The organism is Acinetobacter sp. 778_lipA, assembly GCF_058242985.1.
The window spans coordinates 639610-656534 of record NZ_JBZAYT010000001.1 but is presented as its reverse complement, the minus strand read 5'-3'; the positions used below and the strand labels follow the sequence as shown (position 1 = coordinate 656534).

At 37.1% G+C, this 16925-nt stretch carries 12 protein-coding genes and 1 pseudogene; 3 read left to right on the top strand and 10 right to left on the bottom strand.

Translation table 11 applies throughout. The features are described 5' to 3' along the window. Positions 1-15 precede the first annotated feature (15 nt). The 8 genes from AC4CUY_RS03140 to AC4CUY_RS03105 all read right to left on the bottom strand — a co-directional run bounded on the left by AC4CUY_RS03140 (position 16) and on the right by AC4CUY_RS03105 (position 10718). Positions 16-717, bottom strand: coding sequence for a hypothetical protein (locus AC4CUY_RS03140; protein WP_490773661.1), 702 nt, complete (start codon positions 715-717; stop codon positions 16-18). 211 nt (positions 718-928) lie between these two features. Then, entirely contained in the window at positions 929-1483 is a 555-nt protein-coding gene (locus tag AC4CUY_RS03135; RefSeq protein WP_490773660.1) for a TetR/AcrR family transcriptional regulator, read from the bottom strand. A 637-nt stretch (positions 1484-2120) separates the two neighbouring features. Continuing rightward, positions 2121-2612, bottom strand: a complete 492-nt coding sequence (locus tag AC4CUY_RS03130; protein ID WP_004722874.1) for a flavin reductase — start codon at positions 2610-2612, stop codon at positions 2121-2123. Positions 2613-2807: 195 nt separating this feature from the next. Next, positions 2808-3836, bottom strand: coding sequence for a methionine synthase (locus AC4CUY_RS03125; protein ID WP_336953273.1), 1029 nt, complete (start codon positions 3834-3836; stop codon positions 2808-2810). A 28-nt stretch (positions 3837-3864) separates the two neighbouring features. After that, positions 3865-4842, bottom strand: coding sequence for a DUF1852 domain-containing protein (locus AC4CUY_RS03120; protein ID WP_034610135.1), 978 nt, complete (start codon positions 4840-4842; stop codon positions 3865-3867). A gap of 671 nt (positions 4843-5513) precedes the next feature. Next, positions 5514-6227: a hypothetical protein gene (locus AC4CUY_RS03115; protein ID WP_336953276.1), complete on the bottom strand. Its 714-nt coding sequence runs from the start codon at positions 6225-6227 to the stop codon at positions 5514-5516. Then, positions 6214-7827, bottom strand: coding sequence for a glycoside hydrolase family 19 protein (locus tag AC4CUY_RS03110; RefSeq protein WP_336953277.1), 1614 nt, complete (start codon positions 7825-7827; stop codon positions 6214-6216). Before AC4CUY_RS03110 ends, AC4CUY_RS03115 begins: the two co-directional genes overlap by 14 nt. Before the next feature lie 2 nt (positions 7828-7829). Further along, positions 7830-10718, bottom strand: a complete 2889-nt coding sequence (locus AC4CUY_RS03105; protein ID WP_490773659.1) for a type VI secretion system Vgr family protein — start codon at positions 10716-10718, stop codon at positions 7830-7832. A 622-nt stretch (positions 10719-11340) separates the two neighbouring features. Here AC4CUY_RS03105 and AC4CUY_RS03100 point away from each other — a divergent pair. The 3 genes and pseudogenes from AC4CUY_RS03100 to rluB all read left to right on the top strand — a co-directional run. Next, positions 11341-12132 carry a segregation and condensation protein A gene (locus tag AC4CUY_RS03100; RefSeq protein WP_419819579.1) on the top strand — a complete coding sequence of 264 codons (792 nt, stop codon included), beginning with the start codon at positions 11341-11343 and terminating at the stop codon, positions 12130-12132. Continuing rightward, positions 12129-12719 (top strand): SMC-Scp complex subunit ScpB, encoded by a 591-nt coding sequence (gene scpB, locus AC4CUY_RS03095; protein WP_336953283.1) that lies wholly within the window; start codon positions 12129-12131, stop codon positions 12717-12719. The genes AC4CUY_RS03100 and scpB overlap by 4 nt, the downstream gene beginning before the upstream one ends. A gap of 41 nt (positions 12720-12760) precedes the next feature. Beyond that, a pseudogene (gene rluB, locus AC4CUY_RS03090) lies at positions 12761-13654 on the top strand (23S rRNA pseudouridine(2605) synthase RluB); the annotation flags it as partial. Positions 13655-14036: 382 nt separating this feature from the next. On the opposite strand, the gene AC4CUY_RS03085 reads toward rluB, so the two are convergent. Both AC4CUY_RS03085 and AC4CUY_RS03080 read right to left on the bottom strand, forming a co-directional pair. Then, on the bottom strand, positions 14037-15773 hold the full coding sequence (locus tag AC4CUY_RS03085; RefSeq protein ID WP_419328029.1) for an ABC transporter ATP-binding protein: 1737 nt from the start codon (positions 15771-15773) through the stop codon (positions 14037-14039). 11 nt (positions 15774-15784) lie between these two features. Further along, a complete protein-coding gene (locus tag AC4CUY_RS03080; protein WP_419328030.1) occupies positions 15785-16924 on the bottom strand; it encodes an ABC transporter permease in 1140 nt (379 codons plus the stop codon). Between the last annotated feature and the right edge of the window lies 1 nt (position 16925).

The window sequence follows — 16925 nt, the reverse complement described above, 5'->3', positions numbered from 1 at the left end:
TTTATTTTCTAGTTTTTATTTAAGATCACATAAGAATAATTGCCATGCATCACTCAATTGAGCTTCATCTAAAGCTTTCTTCAGTGCATCTGACATAAAAATTGAATCATCCAATTCTGGGTCTTGCCATAAATCGACATCACAAGCTACTGCATCTTTTGCAATGGCAATAGCGTGATCTGTATAAAAAGCTTCATACAAATTGAAAAGTTGATAACCTTCATGTTTGGTATAAGAAGCTTTACGTAGTTTTCTTATAGAAGATTCAGGGCGTAAATAACTTCTTAATTCAGCAATATTGAAAAAATAATAGGTTTGATCATTAACCAACTCATTGAGCTGAATATCAAAAAAAGATAAAGGATAGAGTTTGCTTTCGCCTAAGCGAAACTTTTTAAGTACATTGGCGCACTCTTCAGTGAGAATAACAAAGCCATCTTGAGTGCGGAAAAAGCTAGGTAATTTAACTGTTTTTCCAAAACCATGTGCATATAGAATAGTAGGCGCATTCACAGGTGCTATCTTTTCACTTAAATGGTATTTGTCAACTATTTCTATTTTAGCTTGACGCATTTTTTTTCTTTTATTTTTTTCCTCCTCTGAATCTCCTTTGATTTTATAAAGTTCAGCGTAGTCAAATATTCCTGGAAAAGATAAATCAAATACCCGATAGTTTTCATCAAACATTATCGTTGTTGTCCATACATTATTAGACATATTTTCCTCTTTTAAGTTTTAGTAAAGTTAGTTCTGAAATATTAACATTAAGCACATTTTTATAGGATGAAAATTCCAGTTCAACGACAAAATTTGTCGTACAAAAAACAGCCTTTCAGTTTCACTAACTTATCATCTTAAGTGCTTACAGAGAATTTATTAATAAATAATGAAATGATTTTAAATATTATTTACACAAAATCTAAAATGGCTACCCCAACCCATCCAAAAAACACCCCACTAACCTCTCTCGATCATCTACACTGTTCTCACCCTGAAGCTGAACCATTGCCCCATCAATCACAAACAAAAACATATGTGCATCTTGTTTTGAGGCATTTGTATTGCTGGTTAAAAGCAATTTATAAATTTCATCAATTAACCAGCTTCGGTATTCAACCACGATTTGATAAGCATTGGGATAGCGTTTTTCAATTTCAAAAATAGCCTTAAATAATAAATGGTACAGCCCTTCAACATCGGCATGTAAAAAGAAAATTCGCTTAAGTTTTTCAAAAACAGTAAGGTCTTTCCGCCTATAAATTAGCACAAACACTTCTTCTTTCAGTGTGGCTTTTTGAAAGGTTAAACTCCTCTCAATCAAACTTTCTTTAGAATGAAAGTATTTATAAAACGTTGCTTTGGTAGTTTTAGCAGATTCAACAATACGGTTTATCCCGACATGATGAAAACCGTATGTATTAAAGAGTTTTCGGGAGGACTCGAGCACCCTTAAAGCTAGAAATGAAATATATAAATTTGACATATATTTTCCATATAAATCATTTTTTTAATTAAATAAGATAAAGTCACTCTCGATCTTGTTATAAGCAAAAAAGCATGCAACGGCTTCAAAAGGTAACCAGAATGAATCTCAAGTTTTATTGTTGATATTTTGAGGTATAACCAGCCAATGCCAAAAAACCCAAAGGCTGTTCAACCGTACTAAACACTAATCTGATGGGGTATGAATAAAATACATGGCCAACTCCTGAACAATTCAAAATTCTGCCAATGTATAAAAATTATGGTGGCAGAACGAAAGAGGGTTAGCAGACTGAACCTAAGAATCAGTACACCCGAAGGTGTCCCCCTCCCGTCCAACCGCAACAAAAGGGGGACGAACGAGTCTACATCAAAAAAACAAGTTTTTTCAATGCACTTAGGCAGCGGTCTGCTAAAACCGACTGGCAATGTAGGCCAGCCAGCAAAGAATAATCGGAGATTTTTAGGGTGTCAATGTCATATTTTGTGCAAAAAATTAAAATTATTATTATTTTTCAAGTAATTAAATAATTGATTATGATTGCTTTAAACAAGCCTATTCGGTCAATTCAACAGATCAACACGCCTTATTATTTTTTAGCTCTGGCATAAGGGGTAAACGCAAAAGCAAACTGGCTTTAAGCAACCTCGGTCTGCCCAACATGATGATAAGAACGATTAAAATAAACTAAGCTTTGATCATGTTCACTTTGTTGAATCGCCACGATACGACAAATAAAAATCGTATGTGTTCCAACTTCCTGAATTTGCTCAATCTCACAATCAAAATTCACCAAAGCATCATCTAAAACCGGTGCGCCAGTTTCTAATTCTGTCCAAACGCCATGTTTAAATCGTTCTTCTGGGCTTAATTTAGACGAAAACGCTTTAGAAATATGCTGATGATGTGCACTTAAAACATTTACAGTTAAAATTTTATTTTCAACAAAATGCACATGAGAACTCGCCGCTTTATTCATACAGACCAATAAAGTCGGAGGCGAATCCGTCACACTACATACGGCAGACGCAGTAAATCCATAACGACCAGACAAACCTGTCGTGGTAATGACACTGACTGCACTGGTCAACAAAGACATTGCATTTCTAAAGTCTGTTGCTTCAATCATTTCATTGTTCCTAAATTGAACCGTACTTTTTTAGATTTAGCATTACCCTGCTATTCCGTCATGTAGGCACTGCATCTGGATGAGTTTCTCAGTAGAACTGACGTTCTCTAAATTGTGATCAGGGTTTCCAGTTGGGTCTTGGATATCCATTCACCCAAACAGGTCACCCTTTTTACACCACAATATCGTTGAATACTAGCGGCTAAGTTCTTGACGAACGATTTCTGCGCCAGCACTTAAAGCATTAAGTTTGCCTCTTGCAACTTCACGAGATAAAGGAGCCATACCACAGTTAGTCGATGGATAAAGCTTATCCGCATCGACAAACTGAAGTGCTTTTCGTAATGTGTTGGCAACTTCTTCTGCTGTCTCAATGGTATTGGTTGCCACATCAATAGCACCAACCATTACTTTCTTACCACGGATCAATTCGATCAGATCCATTGGCACACGAGAGTTTTGGCATTCTAAAGACACGATATCAATTTTAGATTGTTGAAGTTTAGGGAATGCTTCTTCATATTGGCGCCATTCTGAACCTAAAGTCTTTTTCCAATCTGTATTGGCTTTGATACCATAGCCATAGCAAATATGCACCGCAGTTTCACATTTAAGCCCTTCAAGCGCTCTTTCTAACGTCGCAACACCCCAGTCGTTGACTTCATCAAAAAACACATTAAATGCAGGTTCATCAAATTGGATAATATCCACACCCGCAGCTTCTAACTCTTTGGCTTCTTCATTGAGGATTTTGGCAAATTCCCAAGCAAGTTTTTCACGACTTTTATAATGCGCATCATACAACGTATCAATCATGGTCATTGGACCAGGCAACGCCCATTTAATCGGTTGATTGGTTTGTTGACGTAAAAACTTGGCATCATCAACAAAAACAGGCTTTTGACGAGATACCGCACCGACAACAGTTGGTACGCTTGCATCATAGCGATTACGAATGCGTACAGTCTCACGTTTCTCAAAATCAACACCATTCAGATGTTCAATAAACGTGGTGACAAAGTGTTGGCGCGTTTGTTCACCATCACTGACAATATCGATCCCAGCGTGTTGTTGCTCTTGCAATGACAAGCGTAAAGCATCTTGTTTGCCTTCAATTAATTGCTCATCTTGTAATTTCCAAGGTGACCAAAGTTTTTCAGGCTCAGCAAGCCAAGAAGGTTTTGGTAAGCTGCCAGCAGTTGAAGTCGGTAATAATATTTTCATAATCAATAATCTTGTCTATCTAGGTAAATTAAGCAACGTAATTTGCAGACCACTGCTCAAGGATATGTTTGTATGGCTTGATGAACTGCTCTTCAGTAAATTTCCCTTGCTTAATCGCCAACTGGCCACGCTCTTCTCGGTCATACACAATACGAGTTAGTGAATAATCCTGATGCTTTAAACTTGGTTGGTAAGATTTACCTGCCACAGAATTCGCGTTGTAAATCTCAGGTCGGTAAATCTTCTGGAAAGTTTCCATGGTGCTGATAGTACCGATCAACTCAAGGTTAGTGTAATCACTCAACAAATCACCACGGAAGTAAAATGCCAAAGGCGCAACACTATTAGGCGGCATAAAATAACGAACCTGCAAACCCATTTTTCCGAAGTATTCATCTGTTAACGAATATTCATCTTGTAGATATTCAACACCCAATACTGGATGCACATTTGCAGTACGGTGATACACCTTGCTACTTGAAACACTAAGACAAATCACAGGTGATTTTTTAAAGTTTTCTTTATACGCATTTGAATTTACAAATGCGTTGAAAATCTTCCCATGAAGCTCGCCATAGTTTTCTGGCAGGCTAAATTGATCTTTATTTTTATTATGTTCTAACAGCAATACACTAAAATCATAATCACGCACATAAGAAGAAAAATTGTTGCCCACAATACCTTCAATACGTTGATTATTTTTGTGATCAACAATATTGGTTTTCAATATTTCAATCGTAGGGAAAGTCTCACCGTTGCCTTCGATATCAATATCAACTGAAATGATTTCTAACTCAACAGAATAACGATCTGCTTCTGGATTATCCCAATGCGCTAAGGCATTAAAACGATTGTCAATCATCGTTAGGGTATTGCGCAGATTGTCATGGCGACTCTCACCTCTTGCTAAATTGGCAAAGTTGGTTGTGATACGCGTATTATTAGAGGGATGATAGTTTTCGTCGAAACTAATGCTCTTAATCGTAAATGTAAAATCTTTACTCATGATGATCTGATACCCTATTTTCTGAAATAAACCTGAATTTTTTTCATGCTCTTTCTGAACCATCCAATTTATCTTTGGATCTATCCAGTCAATAGTATTTTCCGTATTTTCTGATTTGTACTTAGTCGTTCAATTCAGAATCAACGATAATTTTGTCTATCGTGAAGCGCTTGGTGTAATTTATACCGCAATCCGCAAATGAATAAAAATGATATAATTTCACAAAAAAGTGAACCAAATTCATGTTTAAGAGTGAGTAACATGAATAAATGGATTGTGAGGCTTGGATGTTTGATCAAAACTCAATAGATGAGTAATCAAAAATGCTGTTAAAAGTGTATATAAACAAACTGATCTGATTGCCAATGTGTTTGGCTTTATTGTGTTGGTTGCTATTGGGCTTTTTACTTGGCTTAGGAAATTGAGAAGAAATGAAGATCGAAAGTATTTATTTAGATTGATCAGTTAAGTTTTTCTATTGTTGGACTGTTGGGTAACTGCCGTTGGCAAAAAATCATCATCTAATAATGACTTATACTCATCATTTAATAGCCTCTTTATAAATATTAAATTTCTTAAAAGCAGCCAGCTCGATAAATATCAATTAAAATTATATGGTTATGGTAAATATTTTTTGATGATGAATCTCAAACGTAATTATGACTAAACTCCTAAAAAATATCAGATAATTTAATATATCCTTCTGTTGTCTTAGTTTTTCCATAATATTCAACATGAAGGTATAATGAGTCACTATTTTTAATAATATTCTTTATTGTTACTTTATCATTTTTTACAATATAAGCCTTTGTTTTTATATAATTTTTATCAAGAAAAAACACTTTAGGTAAATTTATTTTTATATTTTTTACTGTTTGATTTGAATTGTCTTTTAGAGAGTAAATAGTTGATTTATTATAATAAATAACACTTAGGTTAAGATTATCACTTAATGTTTTTAGTTCTTCTTGCAAAGAATATCTATCATTTTTCAACTTGTATATACGTGTGTAACTTATAGAGCCATCTTTAAACCTTTCAATAATTTGTTTTTTATCATTTATAACTTCTGGATCGTATAATGGACTCAAATAAAACTTATGAGCTTTATTATTTGATATATCGAATATTTGATACTTTCCACTAGGATTGCAATCATCTGTATAGTTTACAAACAAATATTTCCTTTTATCATTCGTTAAACTCTCCACAGAAAAAGCATCTTTATCAAAACAATAATTAGCATCATCAAATAGGAAAATTTTCAGGGAACCCTGTTTAAAATAAACTTTATGATTATCCTTTACTAGGCTATCACTATCAGCAAAAGTTAGTGGTGGACATAAAAGAGCTACTGTTAAAAAGATTTTTTTACTTAAACCCATTTCTTTTCTCAACTTCTCTTAATATTTTCAAAAATAAACTTTTCCGCTCAGCTAAACCTACTGTACCACCATTAATCCTTCTGCTTACTTTATCTACAACTTGTAAATGATGAGAATTGGTATAAGTCCCATTTAAGTCACTATATCCTTTCCGAACCAAATTATCCGCATTTTTAAATTCATTAAAAGCCCATACAGCACTTTCAACAGCATGAAAAAGATCGTTACAAAGTAAATCCGGATTTGTTACCACATCAAGTCCTGAATAGTTTTTATATAAAATATATGCACTTTTCCACGTTAATTGAATTAAACCTCGCCCTCTATATTTTGGTCCATCACCCGGCGTAGTATTACCTTCTTTTATTATTTGTTTACGCCTTCTACACGCTCTACTTTTTGGAATATCACATACAGATGGAGGAAAAGTTGAAATGTCGTAATCTCTCCCACTCGCATACTCGATTAATGTATAAAAATGATCACATTCATGGTAGATCTGAGCAAGAAAATGACAAAGCATAAGCTTGTCTGTCATTTTATATTTTAGTAATCCCTTATTTAAGGCGAGTACAAATTGTTCAGGAGTTGTATTCTGTGTCGGTTTACCGTTCATTCCTTCTTTCCAAAATAACTTTCGAGAACCATATACCTCCTTAAAAAAGCTTAAAGAAATTATTTCTCCTGAAATACTGTCCTCTATACGTCTAGGAATATTAGGATCATTTGTTGCTGTTCTTCCATTCAAAATATCTACACTTAATTGTAAATCAATAAATTCCTCTTTAACTCTTCTGACCATAAAGCTAACAGAATCTAAAGGAGTTCCATCTGGTTTTAAAATGATTAATTTAATTTTTTGACCAACCCAGTTAATTAACTTTAATTGTCCATTTTTAACTTTAAGATTCTTTTTTTGATTATTGTTAAAAATCATCTCAACATCGACATCATTAACTGCATAACGCTGTCCTGATTTATCTAATACTTTTATTAATGTAACACCTTTAAAGCGATCATATGGTTCATTTAGTTTGAGTAATATTGGTTGCTTTATCCCATTTCCTGAGTTCCCAGAAAACTTAAGCTGAAATTGATCAGTTGATGTAAGTACTAAAACTTCAATATCTCGATTCGCAGATGATAGAACTTCTACTATTCCTTGGCTATTTGTATATTTATCTGGAGAGTTTCCTTTTCCTTTTGGTCTAGATTGAATCGGAAAATTAACCATAACTTTTCCATTACTATCAACAACTTTAAATAAAGTACTAACTATTCCTTTGTTCGTAGAAGACCTATTGCTTTGTTTATATTCGTCAATCGTCTTTGGCAATTGAATTCTAATAGGATTATCTTCAGATGATATTACAGAAGAATTGATTGTTTTAAAAACAGTATAACTTTGCTGATTAGGTGGTTGAACAAGAATTTCAATCGTTCTATTTGGTGAAGCTTGAAATACAAACAAGCCATGCGAATTCGTTTTCTGAAGATTCTCTTTAGATGACCCCTTATATTTAGATTTGACACTTAAATTGACTACATATTTCCCAGAACTATCAAAGAATTTTACTGTAATTGTTTTTAATTCAGACATTACTAAAAATCCTCTTCAGAATAAACATCATCACCGTTCGATAATGCTTCATCTAATAATTCATCTATATTTTCTCCATCTAATCGTTTTTGCACTAAAGAAACATATGATGAATCAAACCCTAATGCAATAAAATCAGTTTCTTCAGGTGTATAAAAGCGTAAAGAACTCATATTATTTTTATCATTCAATTTATCAATTTTAGATTTTATTAAATAATTATTATGTTTATTTAGAACAAAAATTTCCTTGTCATTACCAATATTGTCACTCCAGTTATAATCAATTTTATTACTGTAAAGTGTTCTAGGTGTTGGTAAACTTACTTTAAAATTAGGTACATGTACTCCTCCTTCAAACTTCTGCTGCCCCGACTTCACCTCAAACAATCCTGATGTTGTCGCAAACACACCTGAACCATTGATCCTTACCTCAGAAGTGTCCCCAACCAGTCGAATCTCTTTAGGGCTTATGATATAAACTGCATCTTCAGTTGAAATAATTTGGATGTCTTTACGTGCAATGACATCAGCACCATCACCCTGAGCTTGAATTTCAACTTTACCTTTTCCTGCAAATAACCTTGCGCCTTCTTGTGCTGCAAACAAACTGATCTTGTTTTGTGCATGCGCTAAGAAGCTCTTTTGAGTGCTTAGATTAATACTGTCGCCTGCGCTATGACTAATTTGCCCATCTGCTGAAAGATGAATATCTTCATTACTGGTAAGCGCAATTGAGTTTGGTGAAGCCAATATCATTAACGCCTGTTTAAACGCCTCGGCTTGGTTCTTAGCTTCATCTGAGTCATCTTTTTCCAAAGCAGAAATAAACGATTTCAAATGATCTAAGTTTTCTAAAGGATCAGTCTTTTGGTTCTTGGCAATATCACTTAAAGCTTTACTGTTGGTCTGACTACCCTCAAGTTGCTTTTTGGCAAACTCTGAATCAAGGTGATCACCTTTGGCTTGGTCTTGTTTGTAGGTCGAAAGCAGTAAACCTTGCCCTGCGCGAATGGCTCCCCATTGGTCAGTTCTCAGCTCAAAACCTTCTCCACGATCATCACTTTCTGCTTTGTCTTTTGGATGACTCAGTTTGCCCAAGTTGAGTTGGCTGGCCCCATGACTACTCTGTAACTGGCTGCTGATTTGGCCTGTAGTATCGTCAAACCTCAGTTGATTGTAGCCACTGCCTTGATACTCTCGGCTTTTGATTCCTGCCAGTTTCTTGGTATCAGGCAGTTTGCCTTTGTCATCAAACTTGCTTGGATGACGTTGTGCTTCATGGATACGCCCAACCACAAAGGGACGGTCAATGTTGCCATCAAAGAAATCAATCACAACAATTTCACCGATTCTCGGTAAGAATCGTGCACCATAGCCTTCACCTGCCCATGGGGTCAGGACATCGACCCAAGCTGAATCTGTATCATTGTCATTAGAACCCGCACCGCCATCATGGGTATTGTCTTCAGTACGGCTAAACAGGAAACGAACTTTGATACGCCCCCATTCATCGACATGAATTTCTTCTCCACTTGGCCCTACTACTTTGGCCCGTTGCGGTGATGCAATCGGTCGGTGTTGTAATGGGTTATAGGCTGGAACCGTGCTGATATTACGACGTTGAATGGTTAAATTACTGGCTTGACGTTCATCACTCGTGTTGCTGGTGATTTGACTTGTTTGCCAATTGCTTTGTTGGACTAAAGCGGTGACTTGATCGGTGAGATCTTTAGGTAAGTTATTTTGGTTATAAAAGCTTTTAGCCGTGATTAAAAATTCTTTGTCTGCACCTGAGTGTTGATCTATCTCAGGATGTTCATTCAGTTCAAACCAATAGCCAACATGTGCATCGCGCACTGTTGACGTTGCTGTAAATTGTTTGGCTTGTGAATCATAATAGTTGCTGAGGTTTTGATTAAACTTTTCAATCTGACTGTTGCCCGATGGCATTGCACCATCTTCGCCATTCAAGTCTTGAATCCATGCAGGGCTAAAGTGCCAGGCTTGTTCTAAAGCTAGACTGGCATTGTCATAATTTTCACTATGACTGTGTTTACTTTGGACACTGCCAGCACCTTCATCAATATCCAATACATCAGCTTGCCAACGTTGGATATGCACCGAAGTCGGTTGAATGGAACGCTGACCAATAAAATTGGTAATTGAATCAGTTTTTTCTACGGCGCTGCTTCTATGAAAGCGAATATTGCGGCGTTCTAAGGCACTGAATTGCGAATTATCATCAATTAAACGAAGCTTTTGTGCTTGGATTTGTTCTGTTGAGCTCGATACTTTAAGCTGAGCTTCATCGATCAACCAGTTAATCCCTTCACTTCTCATCAAACGGGTCAGGAAGTCAAAATCACTTTCAGATGCTTGCATAATGAATGGGCGCACATCATAGTCTTTGCTCAGTCCACTCTTATCTAATGTCAGACTTGAAGCAAATAGTGGGCTGCGTTGTACCCATTCTTGGAACACGGTCTGGATCACATCCACAACCGACTTATTCATAAATACTCTAGAGTTTCTACGGTGTTTCCAAAGTGCTGTTGGGTCTTCTACAGTCAAACGATAGATGGTAAGAGAACCATCAGATGCGCCAATATCGGCTTGGGTCACAATTCCTGAAATACGGGTTAATTCAGATTTATCTGTGACAATATCAATTGCAGCTTGCGTTCCAATAAAGCTTTTTAAAGGAATGCTTGCTGACGTTGAAAGACAGATGAGCTGAAGTCGAACACCTTCATTGATTTGATGTGTTCCATCAATACGTTGTAGGAATACTTGTTGGCTCAATGCCGAATTAGAAAATTGTACGTGGATCGCACGTTTTTGTGCTGATAATCCAAGCTGCTCCAAAGCAGAGTAAATATTGTTAGACATATTTTTTATACATAATCTTAATAATTAATATATATCTTTAAGTATATAACTATAAAAATCAACTTAATAACATTATTCTATTAATTTTTACTTAATAATTTTTAAAATTCCGTTCAATTTTTTATTAGCTACTTACTTCAATATTTATTGATATTCATATTTGAACTGCTTTGAAATCAATTGTACTCATACAGAATATTTCCTTTACTCAATTCATTTTAAATACAGTTTTATTAATTGAAAATTATATTTCTATCTCAGCCTTTATAGACAGTCCTAAGTAACAAAGCTCCTTAGTATTCAAACCCACCCAACATATAAAGTTGATCCACTTCACATTATGCTATTAAAATATGGATAAATTTTCTATTAAAAGCATATAAAAATTTACATTAAAAATTATAAACTTAGCTTAGTTTAATCATCATAAAACAAAATATTCCCTATTTATTTTCAGGTTTTTTTATGGTTTTTATAATTAAACAATGTATTCCTCTTAACTTTTCCATTAAAATAAGCCAAATATCTTTTTGTAATTCGTCACCACCCTCTCCTATGTGCCTATTGAGTGGTAACACGAATAAAACATGCCTTTGAAAATTCGCGTGGCTAATAAACTGTAATGACTCAAGCAACTCAGCATCCTATGGAATCCATTTCCAACATCCGTGTATTGGATGAATGGCAAGAAGAAATTCCAGAGGATTTATATATTCCTCCTGCTGCATTCGAAATTCTGCTTGAACATTTCGAAGGACCACTCGACTTTTTAATTTATCTGATTCAAAAAAATGGTTTCGATCTTTTACAGTTAGATATTGCTCCGATTGCAACACAATATTTGTCTTATATGGACAGTATGAAATCGTTAAATATCGAGCTAACCGCAGACTATATGGTGATGGCAGCATTATTGGCAGATTTAAAATCTCGCTTGTTATTGCCAAAACCAAAAACCATGCATATTGAAAAAGATCCAAAACAGGAACTAATCGATCGCTTAGAAACCTATTTACGGATTAAAAAAGCAGCTGAACGTTTAGGCCAGATGCCAGTTTTAGACCGAGACACTTTTGCGACACATATTGCGATTGGTCATATTCCAAAAGTGTATGAAGGTTATGACGTTGAGATGCTAAAAGATGCCTTATATTGCATTTTTAACCGTCCTGAACCCGTAACCCATAAGATTGAACAAGAACCTGTACTTCTTGAAGAACGCATTGCTTATATCGAATATATGATTGAATCTGGAGAAGTTCTCAGTTTCCAAGAATTACTCAAGCCAAACCAAGGTCGAATGGGCATGGTGGTTACATTTATGGCAATCTTGGAGCTGACTCGTCAGCAAAAAGTCCAAATTATTTCTTCTGGTGTTGAAGCCCCGCTTGCAATTCAAGGAGCAACGGCATGACCATTGATCAAAATAATGCCTTTAATGTTGATGAATTACATCACGAAGTTCTGATGCAACTTGAAGCGATTATCTTTGCAAGTGATGCCCCTGTATCGCTTGCTCGCTTAAGAGAAGCATTTCAAAATCAGTATTCTAAACAACAGTTGCAACAGTATTTACAGCAATTGTCTGTGTTACAACATGGTCGTTCAATCGAACTTGTCGAAACAGCTCAAGGTTATCGTTTTCAAGTGCGGGCAAAATACCGCAACGTGATTGCGCAAGTTTGGCCAGATCGACCGACTCGATTATCGCCATCACTGTTAGAAACTGTTGCAGTGATCGCTTATCATCAGCCAGTAACCCGTGCTGATATTGAGCAAATACGAGGGGTTACAAATAATAGTCAAATACTCAGGACTTTGTTTGATTGGAACTGGATTAAAGAATCTGGTTACCGAGAACTCCCAGGTAGACCCGCGTTGTTAGTGACAACGCCACAATTTTTAAATGCTTTTGGTCTAGTGTCTTTAGATCAATTGCCTCCCCTACAGGATGCCAAGGAAGCTTTTATGATTTTGGATGCGCAAGCTGCCAAGTCTTAAATAGGTGCACTGTTGATGATTATTTCTAAGGTTATGCTGTCATGAGTGAAAAATTGCAAAAGGTACTCGCACGAGTGGGTTTGGGCTCTCGCCGTTATATGGAAGAGGTCATTGCCGCTGGTCGTGTAAGTGTCAATGGGCAGGTTGCTCAAGTGGGCGAACGTATTGAACCAGGTGATGAGCTTCGCATCGATGGTCGTAAAGTTCAGTTCCAAATTGAAGACGAAATTCGTCGTCGTGTATTGATTTACTACAAACCTGAAGGTGAAATCTGTTCTCGTAATGACCCAGAATCTCGCCCGACTGTGTTTGATAACTTACCCCCGATTTCCAATGACCGTTGGGTGATGGTAGGTCGTCTAGATATCAACTCAACAGGTTTATTACTTTTTACAAATGATGGTGAACTTGCCAATCGTTTAATGCATCCCTCAAATGAAATCGAACGTGAATATGCAGTTCGAGTCATGGGTGAAGTAACGCCTCAAATCAAAAACAACATGACAAATGGCGTTGTTTTAGATGATGGTCCAGCAAAATTTGAATCTTTCTCTGAAATTGGTGGTGAAGGAATCAATCGCTGGTACCAAGTCGTTGTAAAAGAAGGTCGTAACCGTGAGGTTCGCCGTATTTTTGAATCACAAGGTCTAAAAGTAAGTCGCTTGCTCCGTACTCGTTACGGCACTGTGATTTTGCCTCGTGAACTTCGTACAGGTCGTTGGATGGAACTTGATAAAACTGATATCGATAATTTAACCAAAGCTGTTGAACTTAAACCACGTCAAGGTACAGGTTTATTTGGTATGGCAAAACGTCGTACCGAACGTATGCAAGACAAACCTATGGCTGCGCGTCGCGGTGGATTCCTGCGTCAACAACGTCGTGATAGCGAAGGTGAAGAAGCTCACAACCATCAAAATGATCGTCGTGATTCTCAGCCAAGTGCAAACCAATATGGTCAAAACCGCACTGAAAACCGTACTGACAATCGCAATGAACGCTCAGACAACCGCTTTAATAAAGCACGTTCTGGTGGCAACAGCTACAACAATGACCGTGCGGACAACCGTGGTAATAGTTTTAATAGCAACCGTTCTGAAAACCGTTATGGCAATCAACAAAACCGTAACCGTTCAGAAGGTCGCTATAATCCAAACGAACGTTTAGATCGTTCAGATCGCCAAGAACGTAGCGAACAACCTGAAAAGAAAAAACCGTTTGTTGTGACAAAAGGTTTTAAAAAATTCTAAGTCTTTAACACTTATTTATTGACCCTAAAAAGCCACTCAATCGAGTGGCTTTTTACACAGTAAAAATCTAAATCACCTGTCTGGTTCCTTGCGGAATTGAACTCAATAAGCGTTTGGTATAGTCATGCTGTGGTGACTGATATAACTCATCCGAATTGGCGATTTCAACGATATCACCGTGGTTCATCACCATAATTTGATCCGAAATATATTTCACCACAGACAAATCATGTGAGATAAAAATATAACTTAAGCCAAATTCATCTTGCAGATCTTGAAGTAAGTTCAGGACTTGTGCTTGAACCGATACATCAAGTGCCGAGACTGATTCATCACAGATTAAAATTTCAGGTTTTAAAGTTAAACAGCGTGCTATTGCAATACGTTGACGTTGTCCCCCAGAAAACTCATGCGGATAACGATCAAAGGCTTGCGCAGGTAAGCTTACTCTTTCCAGTAATTCCAAAGCCATCTTTTTACGTTCAGTATCATTTGCACCAATTTTATGAACTTGCATCGGCTCCATCAAAATTTGCCCCACGGTAAAACGCGGATTAAGTGAGGCATAAGGATTCTGAAAGATAATTTGAATCTTACGTTGATACTGAGCAAACTCTTTTTCAGACATTGCCAAAATATCTTTACCTTGAAACAAAGCTTGGCCACCAGAAGCTTGTTGCAAGCGCATCAACAATAAACCAATGGTGGTTTTACCTGAGCCTGACTCCCCAACGAGCCCTAAAGTTTTACCTTTCGCCAGTTGGAAAGATGCCCCTTTGACTGCCTGAAATTCATCTTTGCCAAATAGCCCTTTACGACTAAAAAATGATTTTTTTAAATCACGTACATCTAAAATAATTTCTTCACCGCCAACAAGACCTCGCTTACGCTCCGCAAAATCCACCTCAGGCAAACTCACCGCCTCAGTCTCAGGTACATCTTGAACTTGCATAAAATCACTAATGACTGGTAAGCGATATGGACGATGCGAAAGTTGCGGACGGCATAATAATAATGCTTTGGTATAGGCATCTTGTGGCTGTTCTAAAACAGCCTTTGCTAAACCTTGTTCACGAATTTCACCATGACGCATCACAATCACTTCATCAGCAATTTCACTCACCAATGCCAAGTCATGGGTAATAAACAACATCGACATTTGACGGCGCTTACGTAAAGCCTCCAATAAATCCAATATTTGTTTTTGGATGGTGACATCTAATGCTGTAGTCGGTTCATCAGCAATCAGTAATTTAGGTTCACAGGCGATTGCCATGGCAATCATGACCCGTTGCTGTTGACCGCCAGACAGTTGACTGGGATAAGCATCAATCTTGCTTTCAGGGGATGGAATTCCAACTTCAGTGAGTAACTCCAAAGTGCGTTGTCGGGCTTGTTTACGCCCCATGTTTAAATGAATACGCATAATTTCAGCAATTTGATCACCCACCGTAAAAACAGGATTAAGTGATGACATCGGTTCCTGAAAAATCATGGCAATGTCTTTACCACATATTGCACGCATTTGTTTGCTGTTTAAACTGAGTAAATCTTTGCCTTCAAAAAGAATTTTACTGTTTTCAGCAATACGAGATTGGCCTTTAGGTAATAAACCCATGGTTGCTAGGGAAGTTACAGATTTGCCACTGCCAGATTCGCCAACCAAGGCCACGGTGGTATTGGTAGGAATCTGAAATGAAATGCCTTTTACAGTTTCAATAAATTGCTTATTTTCACCCTTAAAACTCACACTCAGATTTTCAACACTGAGTAGCACAGGAGGTGTCGCTTGTTGTTCTGACATCTTTATGCTCCTTATTTTAGTTTAGGGTCTAATGCATCACGCAATGCATCTGTAAACATTGAAAATGCGGTCACAAGCACGGCCATCGCTACTGAAGCTGCCACCAATTGCCACCATTTGCCTAAAATTAGCTCACTTTGTGCTTCATTCAACATACTACCCCATGACACCACTCCCACAGGTACACCAAAGCCCAAGAAGCTTAGAATTACTTCAGACTTAATAAATGCAACCACCAAGATCGACATCTGAACCAAAGCAATATGACTTACATTTGGGAAAATATGCACGAACATCCTTCGGGTATTACTGACACCAATTGCTTTGGCTGCCAGTACATACTCGCGTGAATTATGTTTCATATATTCGGCACGAATTAAACGAAATACCCCCGTCCAACCCGTTAATCCAAGAATTAAAACAATGGAAAGAATACCCTTTTGTTGCAGTACAGCAGCAATCGCCAACACCAACAATAGATAAGGTATCGAGGTAAAAATGTTATAAAACCAGTTCAGAACATCATCGACCCAACCACCAAAATAACCAGCGATTGCCCCTAAGAATGTGCCGATTACCACTGCCAGCAATGCCGAGATCAAGCCCACAATAATAGACGTTTCTGCACCTTTAATGGTTTTTAGTACTACATCCTGTCCCCATTTATCCGCACCAAAAGGCAAGGTTTGTTTGAGTTCGCTTTGCTGATCAAGTAAATGCCCACCCAATTGCTGATCAATGGCTTTCATATCTTCTGCAAGCGGATCTTGAATACCGTAGTAGTCAATCTCACCACCTGAAGTTTGTTCTGTTGCAATTTCAGTATTTAGTTCTTTGATCACATCTTTTAAAGGATCAACAGGATTTTCAGGTAAAGCTGCTACAGGTGTGGCTTTTTTTTCAGAATCTTGCGTGTTTTGATCTGCCCCTATAAATGTAGGTGGCGCATAACTCACGGCGACTTCTTTATTCCAATTTGATGCAATCACACCCGTCATGGAGAGTACCAATATGATGAAATAACACAGCAACACCAATAACGACAACATAGCAATACGATCTGCTTTTAAACGTCGCATCGCCAATCGCCATAAACCAGGAGAAGTCTGTTGGTCTTGGACGTCTACTTTTTTAGATAAAATTCCGAGCATC

What these genes read in the sequence shown, in the direction of transcription:
- AC4CUY_RS03100 (WP_419819579.1), top strand. Translation starts at nt 11,341, where the DNA reads ATGACTCAAGCAACTCAGCATCCTATGGAATCCATTTCCAACATCCGT.
- AC4CUY_RS03140 (WP_490773661.1), bottom strand. Translation starts at nt 717, where the DNA reads ATGTCTAATAATGTATGGACAACAACGATAATGTTTGATGAAAACTAT.
- AC4CUY_RS03125 (WP_336953273.1), bottom strand. Translation starts at nt 3,836, where the DNA reads ATGAAAATATTATTACCGACTTCAACTGCTGGCAGCTTACCAAAACCT.
- AC4CUY_RS03120 (WP_034610135.1), bottom strand. Translation starts at nt 4,842, where the DNA reads ATGAGTAAAGATTTTACATTTACGATTAAGAGCATTAGTTTCGACGAA.
- AC4CUY_RS03115 (WP_336953276.1), bottom strand. Translation starts at nt 6,227, where the DNA reads ATGGGTTTAAGTAAAAAAATCTTTTTAACAGTAGCTCTTTTATGTCCA.
- AC4CUY_RS03105 (WP_490773659.1), bottom strand. Translation starts at nt 10,718, where the DNA reads ATGTCTAACAATATTTACTCTGCTTTGGAGCAGCTTGGATTATCAGCA.
- scpB (WP_336953283.1), top strand. Translation starts at nt 12,129, where the DNA reads ATGACCATTGATCAAAATAATGCCTTTAATGTTGATGAATTACATCAC.
- AC4CUY_RS03085 (WP_419328029.1), bottom strand. Translation starts at nt 15,773, where the DNA reads ATGTCAGAACAACAAGCGACACCTCCTGTGCTACTCAGTGTTGAAAAT.
- AC4CUY_RS03135 (WP_490773660.1), bottom strand. Translation starts at nt 1,483, where the DNA reads ATGTCAAATTTATATATTTCATTTCTAGCTTTAAGGGTGCTCGAGTCC.
- AC4CUY_RS03110 (WP_336953277.1), bottom strand. Translation starts at nt 7,827, where the DNA reads ATGTCTGAATTAAAAACAATTACAGTAAAATTCTTTGATAGTTCTGGG.
- AC4CUY_RS03130 (WP_004722874.1), bottom strand. Translation starts at nt 2,612, where the DNA reads ATGATTGAAGCAACAGACTTTAGAAATGCAATGTCTTTGTTGACCAGT.
- AC4CUY_RS03080 (WP_419328030.1), bottom strand. Translation starts at nt 16,924, where the DNA reads ATGCTCGGAATTTTATCTAAAAAAGTAGACGTCCAAGACCAACAGACT.